Here is a 14,669-nt window from a genome sequence, read left to right on the forward strand (position 1 = left end):
CGCGGTGACCGCGGGCACCCTGGATGCGCGGGTCGGCGAGCAGTTCGCGCGCGCGGCCACGGAGCTGCTCCGGGCGGAGGGCCTGACCCCGGGCGATGTCCGCGGGATCGGCAGCCATGGCCAGACGCTCCATCACGCCCCCGATGCAGAACCGGCGTTTTCGTGGCAGATCGGCGACCCGTTCCGGATCGCCGAGCGAACCGGCGTGGATACGGTGGCTATGTTCCGTCAGCGGGACATCGCCGCCGGCGGAGAAGGCGCACCGCTGGCCTGCGGGTTCCACGCGGCCCGCTTCGCGCAGCCGGGTCATGACCGGGCGGTGGTGAACATCGGTGGCATCAGCAACGTGACCCGGCTGCCACCTGACGGCGAGGTCAGCGGCCACGACTGCGGCCCCGGCAACACCCTGCTGGATCACTGGGTGCGGCACCACCGGGGCTGCCAATATGACGCGGACGGGGCATGGGCGCGCACCGGGCAGGTGCACCCGGAACTGCTGCAGGCCCTGCTGGCGGACCCCTACTTCCAGCGTCCGCCGCCCAAGAGCACCGGGCCCGAACATTTTTCGCCCGCGTGGCTCGTGGCTCGAGGCGGGCAAACGCTGTCCACCGCGAAGCCGGCGGACGTGCAGGCAACCCTGGCCGAGCTGACGGCACACGCGATCGCCCGGGAACTCGTGCGACCGGGCAACGCACCGGAAGACGTACTGATCTGCGGAGGGGGCGCGCGTAACGGCTTTCTGCTGGAACGGCTCGCGGCCGCCCTGCCGCAGACCCGGATCGAACTCACCGATGCCTGCGGCATTCCGGCGGAACAGGTCGAAGGCGCCGCTTTTGCATGGCTGGCGTTCCGGACCCTGCATCATCAGAGCGGAAACCTGCCGGCGGTCACCGGGGCCCGCGGCCCCCGCATCCTCGGGTGCGTGATCCCCGGGGGATAAATGGCATGAAAAAGGCCCGGTCCGTTGCCGGACCGGGCCTGTAGTGCGCGGATCTGGCCGCCGGGTCAGACCGAGAAGCTGGAACCGCAGCCGCAGGTGGTGGTCGCGTTCGGGTTGCGGATCACGAACTGGGCGCCTTCGAGGCCTTCGGTGTAGTCAATCTCGGCGCCGGCCAGGTACTGGAAGCTCATCGGATCGATCAGCAGGGTCACCCCGCCGTTCTCGACCACGGTGTCGCCATCGCCGACGGTCTCGTCAAAGGTGAAGCCGTACTGGAAACCGGAGCAGCCGCCACCGCTGACGAAGACGCGGAGCTTGAGGTTGTCGTTGTTCTCCTCCTCGATCAGCCCCTTCACCTTGCTTGCGGCGGCATCGGTAAACACCAGCGGGCTGGGGATGTCCATGTCATCCGTCTCGGCCTGCGCGTTGGACGTCATCGTTTCGGACATGCGGTGTCTCCTGTGATCATTTCGTTGCCAAGCTATGAAGTCTGACCGCCGGAGTCAAGAATCGTTACGCGTCGTAAGCGTGTCATCGGCCAGGGCAGTCAATGGTGCCTCGCCTTCCAGCGCGGCGTCCGCATCCCGGCGCCGCAGCTGTCCGTCCACCGAGGCGCCTTCCGCCATCTGCAGCACGCTGTAATAGAGATTCCCCTCCAGCCGCGCCTTCTCGCCCAGCTCCACGTGCTCTCCGGCATGGACATCGCCGCGCACGCTGCCGTTCAATACCAGATGCGGCACCGCGACCTGCCCTTCGATCTGCCCCTTCTCGTCGACCACCAGCACCGCGGAGCCGTCGGTCGAAGCCCGCACGTCTCCGACGATCCGGCCTTCAAGATGCAGCCCGCCGCTGAATTCCAGGTCGCCGTGGATCGCGGTGTTCTCGCCGATCAGGGTGTCGACCCGGCGGGCCCGTTGCCTGCGCTTGCGTCCCATCATTCACTCGCCCTCCGGGCCGCGGCCCATCCTCTTGTCTCTTCGATCCGGTCCGGCCCGTCCTCTTCGGGATCCACTCTAATGGACAGCCGTTGCGGGCCGAAACCCTCCGGCAGCACCAGGCGCACCCTGACCGTGCGCAGGAATCGCAGATCAAAGCTGCGCCCGGACTGCAGGTCCGGCCCCAGGTCATCGGTCCCCTGACTCACGCGCTCCCCGTCGCGTTCGCCTTCCAGCTCCAGGTCCCAGCTCACCGGGACCTCTCCGCGCAGACCGGCGCGGTGCACCTGGAAAATCAGTTCGTATTCACCCTCGATGCCGGTCTCGTGCACCGCGATATTGCGCAGCCCGATGCGGTCGCCTCCGGCATCGTCCGCCAGCCGCTGGTAGAACGCCAGCTCTTCGCGCAGCACCAGCAGTTCGGCTTCGCGGGCTTCGGCATCGCGCCGGCAGGCCGCGAGTTCCGCCTCGGCCACCTCACGGTGCCGCTCGCTGCACAGCCGCTCGCGCACGGCCGCATCACGCTCCTGCGCAAGTTCCTGCAAGGCCGATTGCAGTTCGACCAGACGCGCGTCCCGCTCACGGGTCACCTCCGTCGACTGCGGATCTCCGGCGTTCAACCACCACCATACGCCCGCCGCACCCACCATCATCAGCGCGAGAACGGGTACCACCGCACGGCGCAGGGGGTGCCCCCGCAACCGTCGCGGAGCGGGAACCCGCGGACGCCGTCGCCATCGCATGGATCAGGGGAAGGCCGGAACCAGTTCCAGCCCCTCCGTTTCCGGGCGTCCCAGCATCAGATTCATGTTCTGCACGGCCTGCCCTGCCGCGCCCTTGACCAGGTTGTCGATGGCCGAAATCACCATGCGGCGGCCACTGTGCGGCGGCGCGGCCAGGGCCAGACGACACTGGTTGGTCCCCCGCACCGACGCAGTCTCCGGATGCGACCCCGACGGCATGACATCAACGAAAGGTTCGCCGGCGTAGCGTTCCCGGAACAGCGCCTCCCAGTCGCCGTCATCCAGCGGACGCAGATAGAGGGTGGCCAGGATCCCGCGCGTCATCGGCACCAGATGCGGCTGGAAGATCAGCCCAACATCCGTGCCGGCCACTTCCGCCAGCGTCTGATGGATCTCCGGCCAGTGCCGGTGTCCACCGCTGGCGTAGGCGCGGAAGTTCTCCTGCACCTCGGCGAACAGCCCGCCGATACGCGCCTGCCGGCCCGCTCCGCTGACCCCGCTCTTGGCATCCGCGATGATGTCCGACACATCCACCCGCTTGTTCTCGAGCAAGGGCAGAAGGGCCAGCGTCACCGCGGTGGGGTAGCAACCCGGCACGGCGATCAGACGCGCCTCGGAGATGCGTCCGCGGTGCAGTTCGGGCAGGCCGTACACCGCCTCGCCCAGGTATTCCGGCGCCCCGTGCGGCTGGCCGTACCACCGGCTCCACAGCTCGGGATCGCGGATGCGGAAATCCGCCGACAGGTCGATCACGCGCACGCCGCGCGCGAGCAGATCGCCGGCCATCGCATGGGCCACGCCGTGCGGCGTGGCGAAGAACACCACATCGCACTCCGCCAGCAGCTCCGGCTCCGGGGCCCGGAAGACCGCATCCAGAACCCCGCGCAGACTGGGGAACAGATCGGCGACCGCAGTGCCGTCCTCGCTGCGCGAGGTCACCGCGTGAAGCTCCACCGCCGAATGTCCGGCGAGGATGCGCAACAGTTCGACGCCGGCGTAGCCGGTGGCCCCGACCACCCCGACCCGGGTGGGCTTGTTGTTGGTTACGGAAGTCATGCTGCGGCATGATACCGGCTCGCGCCCCGCGGCGGAACGCGGTACGCATTTCGAGGTCAGTAACAACGCCTCCTTGACGAGTCACGGGAACCGGAAACATGAGCAAGCTCAAACTGGACCGCAAGGCCGCGATCGGCGGCGTCTTCATCATCCTTGTGCTGATCGCGGTCGGCGCGGCATGGATCACCACCGGCGATGGCGTGCGCGAAGCCCCCGGCTTCGCCGCCACCAACTTGGAAGGCGAGGCGGTGTCACTCGACGACTATGACGGCCGCCCGGTCCTGATCTCCTTCTGGGCCACCGACTGCCCGGAATGCATCCGCGAAATCCCCACCCTCAATGAACTGCACGCCGATTTCCGTGACCGCGGATTCGATATCGTGGCCATCGCCATGGCGCACGACCGCGAAAGCCGGGTACGCTCGATGAGCGAGGATCGCGAGATCGCCTACACCGTCATCCACGACGAGGCCGGCGACCTGGCGAGCACCTGGGGCGGGGTTCGCCTGACACCGACCACGTTCCTGGTGTCGCCCCGCGGACGGATCGTTTACCAGAAGCTCGGCGAACCCGATTTCGACCAGATCCGCGACCACCTGGAGCGCTGGCTCTCCTGAGCCGGCGCCCGCGTCGGACACCCGGCCCGTAACGCCGCTGCGGGCGCAACAAGGACGCCACCATGCACGACGCCTACTCCTGGTTCCTCAGCCTTCATCTGATCTTCATGGTCACCTGGTTCGCGGGGCTGTTCTATCTGCCGCGGCTTTTCGTGTACCACGCAATGACCGAGGACGCGCCCGGCAACGAGCGCTTCAAGGTCATGGAACGCAAGCTGTTCTACGGGATCATGACACCGGGGGGGATCATCACGGTGATCTTCGGCGGCATCATGCTGGCTCTGGTGCCGGTGCACCTGGAACAGCCCTGGATGCACTTCAAGCTCACCCTGATCGCCCTGCTGATCGCCTATCACCTGTGGTGCGGCAAGCTGGTGGCGGATTTCGCCGCGGACCGCAACACCCGCGGCCACACCTGGTATCGCTGGTTCAATGAACTGCCGGTCCCGGCACTGGTGGGCATCGTGATCCTGGCCGTCAACCGCTCGATCACCGATGCCCTGATCGGCATCGGCGCCATCCTGCTGCTGTTCGTGATCTCGGCCGCGGTGGCCGCCTGGCGCCGCGCGCGGAACTGACGCAGCCGCGTCGGCGGGTCAGGTCTTGCCGGCGCGCACCAGCCCGCCCAGCCCGGCCTGCACCAGCGCATTGTTGAGCAGGGAGCGGATCTGTTCCGGGTTTTCCAGCAGCCGGCACTGCGCCAGCAGGGCCTCGGCACGATCGGTGGAGAACGAACGGATCACCCACTTCACCCGCGGGATCGCCGAGACGCTCACGCTCAGGCTGTCGATCCCCATCCCCACCAGCAGGATCACCGCCGCCGGATCCGCCGCCATCTCGCCGCACACCGACACCGGCTTGCCCGCGCGGTGCGCCCCCTCGGCGACCGCTTCCAGCGCGCGGATGCAGGCCGGATGCAGGGTGTCGTAGAGGTTGGCGACGCGGGCGTTGTTGCGGTCCACCGCCAGCAGGTACTGCACCAGGTCATTGGTGCCCACCGACAGGAAGTCCACCCGCCGCGCGAGGGTCTCCGCCAGGTACACCGCCGCGGGGACCTCCACCATCACCCCGACCTTCGGCATCGGGATGCGGTAGCCCTCGTCCAGCAGTTCCTCGCGTGCCCGGTTGAGCAGGGCCATCGCCCCCTTGAGCTCGTCCAGCGCCGAGATCATCGGGAACAGGATCTGCAGGTTGTCGTGCTCGCGGCTCGCCCGCAGCATCGCCCGCAGCTGGGTCAGGAAGATCTCCGGGTGGTCCAGCGAGATACGGATGCCGCGCCAGCCGAGGAAGGGGTTGTCTTCCTGCACCGGGAAGTACGGCAGCGCCTTGTCCCCGCCGATGTCCAGGGTCCGCAGGGTCACCGGCATCGGGTCGAAGGAGGCGACGATCTGTTCGTACAGCCGGACCTGCTCCTCCTCGCCGGGAAAACGGTCGCGGATCATGAACGGGACCTCGGTGCGGTACAGCCCGACGCCCTCGGCACCCGATTCCAGTGAAGGCTTGATGTCCGCCAGCAAGCCGGAGTTGGCCAGCACCGGCACCGGGTGGCCGTCACGGGTCGCCGCGGGATCCCTGGCCAGCGCGCGCAGATCCTCGGCCAGCTCGCGCTCCTCGCGCACCAGGCGTTCGAACTCCGCGCGCAGCTCGGCATTCGGGTTCACGAACAGCCGGCCGCGATAGCCGTCCACCAGGATCTCGCGATCCTCCAGCCGCCCCACCGGCAGATCCGACACCCCCATCACCGCGGGCACGTTCAGCGCCCGCGCCAGGATGGCGATGTGCGAGGAGCCGGTGCCCTGCGCGGACACGATCGCGCCCAGACGCTCGATCGGCACCTCGGCCAGATGCGATGCGGTCAGGTCATCCCCCACCAGGATCCCGCCGTCGGGGAACTCGTCCTGGCTGCGATCCGCCGGCAGCAGATGCGACAGCACGCGGCGTCCGAGGTCACGCACATCCGCCGCGCGTTCGCGCAGGTAGGGGTCCTCCATGTCCTCGAACACGCGCACGCTCTCGCGCACCGTGTCCCGCAGCGCCGCCGGGGCCCACTGGCCCGCGGAGATCCGGCCCTCGGTCTTGTGCACCAGGGAATCCGAGCCCAGCAGCATCAGGTAGGCGTCGAACAGCACCTGCTCGTCCGGCCCCAGAGCCTCGCCCATGCGCTGCTTGAGGTCCTGGATCTCGTCGCGGGTATCGCTGACCGCCTGGCGGAAGCGTTCCAGCTCGGCCTCCGGGCCGGCCCCCTCGCGATCGGGGATGGAATCCAGGTCCGCCAGCCGATAGGCCACCACGGCATGCCCGATGGCCACGCCCGGCGACCCCGGGATCCCCGTGGCCTCCACGTTCTGGTGACCGATCAGCGGGGTCTCGCTGGAGATCTCGTCGTTGAATTCGGCATAGGCGATCGCCCCGGCCAGCTGCGCGGCCAGGGTGATGAGGAAGGACACGTGCTCGTCGTCGAACCGGCGGGCCTCGCGCTGCTGCACCACCAGCACCCCCAGCATGCTGCGCTGGTGGATGATCGGCACGCCCAGGAAGGCGAGAAAGCGCTCTTCGCCGGTCTCCGGGAAATAGCGAAACCGCGGATGGTCCTGGGCGCTGTCGAGGTTGACCGGCTCCGCGCGTGACGCGACCAGCCCGACCAGACCCTCCGACGGGTCCATCTCCACCTGCCCCACCGATTCGGCATGCAGGCCTTCCGAGGCCATCAGCACCAGGCGCCCGGAGCTCGGCGACTTCAGGTAGATCGAGCAGACATCGATATCCAGCGCCGCCTTCACCCGGGTCACGATGATGTGCAGGGCCTCGAAGAAATCGGCCGCACCATTGACCTCCTGCACCACGCGGCGCAGGACCTGCAGCATGGAGGGCGGGTTCACGGGGGCGTTCAACGCGGCACCGCGGGCGGATTGCAGGATGGCGGTGCCGCATCGCCGTCGCGCTGCAGCTCGGGGAACATCAGTGGCACCAGTTCGCACAGCGCCCGGCGGTAGACATTGCGCTTGAAGTGCACCACTTCGCGCGCCGGCCGCCAGTAGTCAATCCAGCACCATGAATCGAACTCCGGCGTATCCATCGCATCCAGCATTACATTGCTCTCCTCGCCCGTCATGCGCAGCAGGAACCAGCGCTGTTTCTGCCCCACGCACACCGGGTTGCGATGCCGCCGGATCATGCGTTCCGGCAGCCTGTAGCGCAGCCACCGTCGGGTGCTGCCCAGCAGTTCCACATGCTCCGGCAGCAGCCCGGTCTCCTCGCGCAGTTCACGGAACAGGGCCTCTTCCGGCGTCTCGTCGGTGCGGATGCCGCCCTGCGGAAACTGCCAGGCGTCCTGACCCGCGCGCTTGCCCCAGAACAACTGCCGCTCCCGGTTGCACAGGATGATGCCTACATTGGGACGAAATCCATCGCAATCAATCACTTGCCGCAACCAGACGCTTCTCGTTTACCCGCATTGTTCCACACCCCCTGCAATGCGGCAAAGACCCGCGGAAGGCATGCGGGTGCACATTGTTTTAGACTCGCGGCATGAGGCTGCTCCTGCTGATCATTGCCATCGTTGCCATCTTTCTCGCCGTACGCACCCTCGTGCGCTCCAGCGGCGAGCGCCGCCGCGTGCGCCGCGACGAACCTCCGGAAAGCCTGCGCGAAAGTGGCGCCATGGTCCGCTGTGCCCACTGCGGGGTACACGTGCCAGAGGACCAGGCGGTTTGCGACGGCGACCTCTGCTACTGCTCGCGGCAACATGCCGACGCCGGACCTTCCGGCCGCAGCTGACCACCGTCACGGGGAACCCCTGATCGATGGTCATCGACAGCGACACCCAGCGCTCCAGTCGTCTGTACGCCCTGTACCGGGTGTTCGTCGCGCTGGTTCTGCTCCTGATGGGCCTGTTCCCGGGCCTGCCGGTGGGCGTGGCCCCCGCGGTCCCCGAAGTCTATCCGGCACTGGCCGGTGGCTACCTGGTGTTCTCGGTGTTCATGGCGACGTTTGCCGAACACTGCAACCGCGAACCCGAGCGCGTCGTACAGTTCCGCCGCATGATCCTGCTGGGCGGCACCGGGGATGCCGCGGGCCTGCTCGCCCTGATGGTGGTTGCCGGGGGCGTCCACACCGGCATCGGCCTGCTGCTGATCCCCGCGGTGATGGCCACCGCCCTGCTGTCGGCGGGTCGCCTGGGGCTCCCGCTGGCCGCTGGCGTGACCGCCGGCCTGCTGGGTGCGGAAGGCCTCGCCATCCTGATCACGCTGGGCGACCTCGACAGCCTGACCCAGGCCGGGCTGCTGGGGGCCGCGCTGCTGGCCGGGACCCTGCTGGCCCACCATTTCAGCCGGCGGGCCGACGAAAGCCGCGCCCAGGTCGAACAGCAGGAGGTCGATCTCGCCAGCCTGGCGGAACTCAACGCCCAGATCATCGCGCGCATGAGCGCCGGGGTGGTGGCGATCGATCCCCGAGGCTACATCCGCTCCATCAACGAGGCGGCGCGCCAGCTCCTCCCGCCCCGCCCGGGGCGCCACCTGTCGTCCATCTCGCCGCGCCTGGCCCGGGCCGTGCGCGAATGGCAGGAAGAAACCGGGCCGGCCAGCCGCACCCGCCACCTGCCCGGCGACCAGGAACAGCCGGCCCTGCAGGTCCGCCTGGCCCCGCTGGGCAACCAGGGCGATCAGGGTACTCTGCTGATCCTGGAAGACGCCGCCGAACTGCGCCGCCAGGCCCAGGCAAGCAAGCTGCAGGCCCTCGGCCGCCTGACCGCCAGTATCGCGCACGAGATCCGCAACCCGCTGGGCGCGATCTCCCACAGCGCCCAGCTGCTGCGCGAATCGCCCGACCTTTCGGCACCCGACCAGCGCCTGCTGGCGATCATCGACAAGCAGAGCGACCGCGTGAACAGTCTGATCGCCAACGTCCTCAGCCTCTCGCGTCGCGAATCGGGCGAACGCCAGCGGCTCAACCTGCGCGACGAGCTCGAACGCTTCGCCGAGGAATTCTGCAGTGCGCTGCAGATACCGCGGGAATCACTGCACGTGAACGTGGAACCCGCCGACTCCATGGTGCTGTTCGACCCGTCGCAGCTCAACCAGGTGCTGTGGAACCTGTGCGGCAATGCCCGGGTGCACGGCGGGCACGACCGGCCCGACAGCCCGCCCATCATCCTGCGTGGTGGTTCCGGCCAGGTGGCCCGCGTGGTCAGCCTCGACGTGCTGGACGCCGGCCCCGGCATCGATCCGGAAACCGAGAAGGAGCTGTTCGAGCCCTTCGTCTCCGGCCATTCCGGCGGCTCCGGCCTGGGCCTGTACATCTCGCGCATGCTGTGCGAAAACAACGGGGCCTCGCTGGAATACGCGCATGCACCCTCCGGGGGCTGCTTCCGCATCCTGTTTGCCCCCGACGAACAACACCAGGGATCGGCGTCATGAGCATCAAGCACGTGCTGGTTGTCGACGATGAACCCGACATCTGCGAACTGCTGGAGATCACCCTCGCGCGCATGGGCCTGGAGGCCGAAACGGCCGGCGCGCTGGACCCGGCACGGCAGCTGCTGGCGCAGCGGGACTTCGACCTCTGCCTGACCGACATGCGCCTGCCGGACGGGGACGGGCTGGACCTGGTGCGTCACATCCAGACCACCCGCCCGGAGCTGCCGGTGGCGGTCATCACCGCGCACGGCAGTGTCGATACGGCGGTGCAGGCCCTCAAGCTGGGCGCCTTCGACTTCGTCAGCAAGCCGGTCGACCTCAAGCAGCTGCGCGAACTGATCGACAGCGCCCTGCGCATGGAATCCGCGCCGGCCACGGAGGCGGCGTGCGGCTCGACGCCGACCCGCTGCAGCGCGACCGAAGACCCCGACAGCCCGCTGCTGGGCGACTCCGAACCCATGCAGAAACTGCGCGCCACCATCCGCAAGCTGGCGCGCTCCCAGGCGCCGGTGTTCATCGCCGGAGAATCCGGTTCCGGCAAGGAACTGGTGGCGCGCGAGATCCATCGGCTGGGGCCGCGCGCCGACCGCCCCTTCGTGCCGGTGAACTGCGGCGCGATCCCGGCGGAACTGATGGAGAGCGAGTTCTTCGGCCACCGCAAGGGCGCCTTCACCGGCGCCACCCAGGACCACCCCGGGCTGTTCCAGGCGGCCGAGGGCGGCACCCTGTTCCTGGACGAGGTCGCCGACCTGCCGCTGGCGATGCAGGTCAAGCTGCTGCGCGCGATCCAGGAGCGCGCGATCAAGCCGGTCGGCGGCTCGCGGGAGATCCCGGTGGACGTGCGTATCCTGTCGGCGACCCATCACGACCTCGAGCGCGCCGTGCGCGAAGGCCGTTTCCGCCAGGACCTCTATTACCGTCTCAACGTGATCGAACTGCGGGTCCCGCCGCTGCGCGAACGCAACGGCGACATCCCCGGCCTGGCCACCGTGATGCTGCAGCGAATCGCCGAACAATGGGGCCTGGAGGCCCGCGAACTCGCGCCGGACGCGCAGGAGCTGCTGGAGCGCCACCCCTTCCCGGGCAACGTGCGGGAGCTGGAGAACATCCTGGAGCGCGCCGCCACCCTCGCGGAGGGCGCGGCGATTCACGCCGACAACATCGATCTCCCGGCCACCGCCCCGACCCCGGGGGACAACGGCGAGGACCGCCGCGCCGGCCCCGGCGCAAACAACCCGGGCACCCCGCCTCCCGGGGTGCAGGAGCGCCGCACCCCGCCGTCGATCCGCTACGAGGATGTGGGCCTGGACGATCACCTCGCCGACCAGGAGCGCCAGGCGATCGAGACCGCCCTGCACCAGACCGGCGGCAACCGCACCGCGGCCGCGCGGCTGCTGGGGCTCAGTTTCCGCCAGCTGCGCTACCGGCTGAAGAAACTCGGAATCGAATAGTCAGGCTCGGGCGGGCGGGTCCTCCAGGTCATTCAGCCACTGCTCCAGCTCGAACAGGGGCAGGCCGATCACGTTGCTGCAGGAACCGTCGATGCGTTCGACAAAGGCCGCGCCCCGCCCCTGCAGGGCATACCCCCCCGCCTTGTCGCGCGGCTCGCCACTGGCCCAGTAGGCCGCGATGTCGCGGGTGTCCAGCGGGCGCATCCATACCCGCGTCTCGCCGCGCCCGGTGCGCACCGGGCCGTCATCGCGCAGCAGTGCCATGCCGGTGATCACCCGGTGTTCGCGGCCGGACAGCCGCTGCAGCATGGCGGCGGCCGAAGCCTCGTCCGCGGGCTTGCCCAGCGCCTCCCCGTCGATCGTCACGACCGTATCGGCCGCCAGCACCCACTGCCCCCGGCGGGCGTGGCCACGCGCGGCTTCCGCCTTGACCGCCGCGAGGCGCTCGACCAGTGCCCCGGGCTCCTCGTCGGGCGCGGCGGTCTCGTCCACGTCCATGGCCGCCACCTCGTGCACCACGCCGATCTGCGTCAGCAGTTCACGCCGGCGGGGAGACGCCGAGGCCAGCAGCAGGGGCAGGGCGTCGGGGCGGTTTCCGGGAGCGGCAAAGGACATGGCGGACGCCGCGCGACTCAGGCGCGGTGATAGGGATGATTGTTGAGCAACGACCAGGCGCGGTAGAGCTGCTCCGCCACCAGCACCCGCACCAGCATGTGCGGGAAGGTCAGCGGCGACAGCGACCAGGCCCACTCGGCCCGCTCGCGCACGGTGGTATCCAGGCCGTCGGCGCCGCCGATCAGCAGCGCGACGTCGCGCCCGTCGTCCTGCCAGCCTGCCAGACGCTGCGCCAGTCCGCGGGTGTCCACCTCACGGCCGCGTTCATCCAGGGTGATGATCCGGGCACCCTCGGGCACCGCCTTGAGCAGGGCCTCGCCCTCGCGCCGCAGGCGGGTCGTGGCGTCCATGGATTTCGAACCCGCCGGGGTCGCCAGTGCGTGCAGCTGGAAACCCCATTCGCGGGGCAGCCGGTCCCGGTATTCGGCAAAGCCGGAGGCGACCCAGTCGGGCATGCGGCGGCCGATGGCGATCAGATGCAGACGCATCGCCGGCGCTCCGCTTCAGCCGCGCAGCCGGCGGACCCGCTGCAGGCCGGGATCATCCTCCATGCCGCCATCGGCCCCGTCCCCCTCCGCGGCCTCTTCCTCGGCCAGCCACAGCTTTTCCAGGTTGTAGAAATCGCGGGTCTCGGGGAGCATCACGTGGACGATCACGTCGTTGAGATCGACCAGGACCCATTCCTGGCCCTCCTGGCCCTCCACGCCCAGCGGCTGGATGCCACGGTGCTTGGCCTCGGTCGCCACGTTCTCGGCGGTGGACTGCACGTGGCGCCCGGAGGTCCCCGAGGCGATCACGATGAAATCGGCCAGGGTGGTCTTGCCGCGCACGTCGATGCTGCGGATGTTGCGGGCCTTCATGTCCTCGAGCGCCTCGATGGTCAGCTCCAGCAACTGTTCGCTGTTCATGGTCTCGGATGTCATATCGATGCGTTTCCTGCGGCGGACCGGTAAAGCCCGCGCTCCTGTATGTAGCGTTCGACCGCCCCGGGCAGCAGGAAGCGGGGGCTGGTCCCCTCGCGCAGCTGGGCCCGGATGGCGGTAGCGGAGATATCCAGCTGGGTCACCGGCTGGAAGTACACCCGGCCGGCCGGACTCGCCCGCAACACGGCGGGATCGTCAGTGACCGCGCCTCCCGGGCCGTCGCCCAGGTCCTGCGAGGCGGGGCTTCCGGGGCGATGCGACACCGCCACGTGCGCCAGCTCGAACAGGGTCTCCCAGCGGTGCCAGGACGACAGGCCGGCGAAGGCATCCATGCCCATGATCAGCACCAGCGGCACATCGTCACCCAGCTCCCGGCGGAAGGTCAGCAGGGTGTCCACGGTGTAGGACGGCCCGGTGCGGTCCAGCTCGCGCCGGTCGGCGACGAACCCCTCCACACCGGCCACCGCGCGCTCCACCATGGCCAGACGGTCCTCGCCCGAAGTCCCGGGGCTGGCCCGATGAGGCGGCACGTGGCAGGGCACGAAGTGCACCCGTTCCAGCCCCAGGTGCTGCTGCACCTCCAGCGCCGGGCGCAGATGACCGAAATGGATCGGGTCGAAGGTCCCGCCGAGGATCCCGATCAAGCCGCCACCTTCCCGCCGCGCTCAGTCACGCACATGGCCGTCGCCAAACACGATGTATTTCAGGGTGGTCAGGCCGTGCAGCCCCACCGGCCCGCGCGCGTGCAGCTTGTCGGTGGAGATCCCGATCTCCGCGCCCAGCCCGTACTCGAAGCCGTCGGCGAAGCGGGTGGAAGCATTCACCATCACCGAACTGGAATCCACCGCGCGCAGGAAGCGCCGCGCATGCCCCCAGTTTTCGGTCACGATGCTGTCGGTGTGGTGCGATCCCCAGGTGTTGATGTGCTGGATCGCCGCGTCCAGATCATCGACCACGCGGATCGCCAGGATCGGCCCCAGGTATTCGGCCGCCCAGTCCTCCTCGCCAGCCTCGGCGACCTCCGGCCCGCCGTCGGCCAGCACCGCGCAGGTGCGGGCGCAGCCGCGCAGGCTGACCCCCAGCCCGTCCAGTTCGGCCGCCACCGCCGGCAGGAAACCCTCGGCACGGTCGGCGTGCACCAGCAGGGTCTCCATGGTGTTGCAGGTCCCGTAGCGCTGGGTCTTGGCGTTCACCGCCACCGCCTGCGCCTTGTCCGGGTCCGCCGCGGCGTCCACGTACACGTGGCACACCCCGTCGAGGTGCTTGATCACCGGGATCCGCGACTCCTGGCTGATACGTTCGATCAGGCCCTTGCCGCCGCGTGGCACGATCACATCCACGTACTCGGGCATGCGCAGCAGCGCGCCCACCGCGGCACGGTCGGTGGTGTCGACGATCTGCACCGCCTCGCGCGGCAGCCCCGCCGCCGCCAGCCCGGACTGGATAATGCCGGCCAGCGCGCGATTGGAATGCGCCGCCTCGGAGCCACCGCGCAGGATGGCCGCATTGCCCGACTTCAGGCACAGCGCCGCCGCGTCGATGGTCACATTGGGACGTGATTCATAGATGATGCCGATCACCCCCAGCGGCACCCGCATCTGACCCACCTGGATCCCGCTGGGCTGATAGGCCATGTCGGTGATCGTACCCACCGGGTCCGGCAGACCCGCGACCTGGCGGCAGCCCTCGATCATGGTGTCGATGCGCGCATCGGTCAGCGCCAGACGGTCCAGCATCGCCGCGTCCAGCCCGCGGGCACGCCCCGCCTCCAGGTCGCGCTCGTTGGCCTCGGCCAGCTCCGCGCGACGTTCGGCGATCCCCTCGGCGATGGCCTGCAGCGCCGCGTTCTTGGCACCCGGTTCGGCCTCGGCCATGTGGCGCGAGGCGGCGCGGGCGGCGCGGCCCAGGGCCTGCATGCGCTCGAACAGGTCGGCGTCGATGGCGTTGTCTTCGTCGGTCACGGCATTCATGG

Annotated in this window: 17 protein-coding genes (1 of these 17 cut by a window edge); 6 read left to right on the forward strand and 11 right to left on the reverse strand. The window is 69.1% G+C overall.

Features of this window, described 5'->3' with window-relative positions:
- On the forward strand, nt 1–940 hold the 3' portion of the coding sequence (locus C998_RS0109500; protein WP_081617425.1) for an anhydro-N-acetylmuramic acid kinase. It extends 173 nt beyond the left edge of the window; 940 of the gene's 1,113 nt are visible here — the last part of the coding sequence; its start codon lies off the left edge, out of view; it ends in the stop codon at nt 938–940.
- 65 nt (nt 941–1,005) lie between these two features.
- On the opposite strand, the gene erpA is transcribed toward C998_RS0109500, so the two are convergent.
- The 4 genes from erpA to argC form a co-directional block, all read right to left on the reverse strand.
- Entirely contained in the window at nt 1,006–1,389 is a 384-nt protein-coding gene (gene erpA / locus C998_RS0109505; protein ID WP_018870629.1) for an iron-sulfur cluster insertion protein ErpA, read from the reverse strand.
- Between the two features lie 54 nt (nt 1,390–1,443).
- On the reverse strand, nt 1,444–1,878 hold the full coding sequence (locus tag C998_RS0109510; protein ID WP_018870630.1) for a polymer-forming cytoskeletal protein: 435 nt from the start codon (nt 1,876–1,878) through the stop codon (nt 1,444–1,446).
- Complete coding sequence (locus C998_RS0109515; protein WP_231364977.1) at nt 1,875–2,549, reverse strand: DUF6776 family protein; 675 nt, start codon at nt 2,547–2,549, stop codon at nt 1,875–1,877. The genes C998_RS0109510 and C998_RS0109515 overlap by 4 nt, the downstream gene beginning before the upstream one ends.
- A 72-nt stretch (nt 2,550–2,621) precedes the next feature.
- Complete coding sequence (gene argC / locus C998_RS0109520; protein WP_018870632.1) at nt 2,622–3,674, reverse strand: N-acetyl-gamma-glutamyl-phosphate reductase; 1,053 nt, start codon at nt 3,672–3,674, stop codon at nt 2,622–2,624.
- A 98-nt stretch (nt 3,675–3,772) separates the two neighbouring features.
- Between argC and C998_RS0109525 the strand changes: the two genes are divergently transcribed.
- Both C998_RS0109525 and C998_RS0109530 read left to right on the forward strand, forming a co-directional pair.
- The gene (locus C998_RS0109525; RefSeq protein ID WP_018870633.1) at nt 3,773–4,291 is read left to right on the forward strand and encodes a peroxiredoxin; all 519 of its coding nucleotides are present in this window, start codon (nt 3,773–3,775) and stop codon (nt 4,289–4,291) included.
- A 62-nt stretch (nt 4,292–4,353) separates the two neighbouring features.
- Entirely contained in the window at nt 4,354–4,869 is a 516-nt protein-coding gene (locus tag C998_RS0109530; RefSeq protein ID WP_018870634.1) for a CopD family protein, read from the forward strand.
- A gap of 18 nt (nt 4,870–4,887) precedes the next feature.
- Here the strand turns inward: C998_RS0109530 and ptsP are convergent, their stop codons facing one another.
- Nucleotides 4,888–7,155, reverse strand: a complete 2,268-nt coding sequence (ptsP, locus tag C998_RS0109535; RefSeq protein ID WP_018870635.1) for a phosphoenolpyruvate--protein phosphotransferase — start codon at nt 7,153–7,155, stop codon at nt 4,888–4,890.
- Between the two features lie 23 nt (nt 7,156–7,178).
- Nucleotides 7,179–7,712: an RNA pyrophosphohydrolase gene (locus C998_RS0109540; RefSeq protein WP_196799382.1), complete on the reverse strand. Its 534-nt coding sequence runs from the start codon at nt 7,710–7,712 to the stop codon at nt 7,179–7,181.
- 107 nt (nt 7,713–7,819) lie between these two features.
- Here C998_RS0109540 and C998_RS0109545 point away from each other — a divergent pair, with 107 nt between their 5' ends.
- From C998_RS0109545 to C998_RS0109555, 3 genes are read left to right on the forward strand one after another with little or no spacing between them, the layout of a single operon-like run.
- On the forward strand, nt 7,820–8,068 hold the full coding sequence (locus C998_RS0109545) for a PP0621 family protein (RefSeq protein WP_018870637.1): 249 nt from the start codon (nt 7,820–7,822) through the stop codon (nt 8,066–8,068).
- Between the two features lie 26 nt (nt 8,069–8,094).
- Nucleotides 8,095–9,708 carry a PAS domain-containing sensor histidine kinase gene (locus tag C998_RS0109550; RefSeq protein WP_018870638.1) on the forward strand — a complete coding sequence of 538 codons (1,614 nt, stop codon included), beginning with the start codon at nt 8,095–8,097 and terminating at the stop codon, nt 9,706–9,708.
- Complete coding sequence (locus C998_RS0109555; RefSeq protein WP_018870639.1) at nt 9,705–11,159, forward strand: sigma-54 dependent transcriptional regulator; 1,455 nt, start codon at nt 9,705–9,707, stop codon at nt 11,157–11,159. Before C998_RS0109550 ends, C998_RS0109555 begins: the two co-directional genes overlap by 4 nt.
- Here C998_RS0109555 and C998_RS0109560 read toward each other — a convergent pair whose 3' ends face one another.
- The 5 genes from C998_RS0109560 to C998_RS0109580 are packed head-to-tail and all read right to left on the reverse strand — an operon-like array spanning nt 11,160 to nt 14,667.
- Nucleotides 11,160–11,774 carry a nucleoside triphosphate pyrophosphatase gene (locus C998_RS0109560; RefSeq protein WP_018870640.1) on the reverse strand — a complete coding sequence of 205 codons (615 nt, stop codon included), beginning with the start codon at nt 11,772–11,774 and terminating at the stop codon, nt 11,160–11,162. It abuts the gene before it with no gap.
- 17 nt (nt 11,775–11,791) lie between these two features.
- Nucleotides 11,792–12,262, reverse strand: a complete 471-nt coding sequence (gene rlmH / locus C998_RS0109565; RefSeq protein ID WP_018870641.1) for a 23S rRNA (pseudouridine(1915)-N(3))-methyltransferase RlmH — start codon at nt 12,260–12,262, stop codon at nt 11,792–11,794.
- 15 nt (nt 12,263–12,277) lie between these two features.
- On the reverse strand, nt 12,278–12,682 hold the full coding sequence (gene rsfS, locus C998_RS0109570; protein WP_026279561.1) for a ribosome silencing factor: 405 nt from the start codon (nt 12,680–12,682) through the stop codon (nt 12,278–12,280).
- A gap of 11 nt (nt 12,683–12,693) precedes the next feature.
- A complete protein-coding gene (gene nadD, locus C998_RS0109575; RefSeq protein ID WP_018870643.1) occupies nt 12,694–13,341 on the reverse strand; it encodes a nicotinate-nucleotide adenylyltransferase in 648 nt (215 codons plus the stop codon).
- A gap of 21 nt (nt 13,342–13,362) precedes the next feature.
- The gene (locus C998_RS0109580; RefSeq protein ID WP_018870644.1) at nt 13,363–14,667 is read right to left on the reverse strand and encodes a glutamate-5-semialdehyde dehydrogenase; all 1,305 of its coding nucleotides are present in this window, start codon (nt 14,665–14,667) and stop codon (nt 13,363–13,365) included.
- Nucleotides 14,668–14,669 lie beyond the last annotated feature (2 nt).

This window comes from Thioalkalivibrio sp. ALgr3, assembly GCF_000377325.1.
GTDB lineage: Bacteria > Pseudomonadota > Gammaproteobacteria > Ectothiorhodospirales > Ectothiorhodospiraceae > Thioalkalivibrio.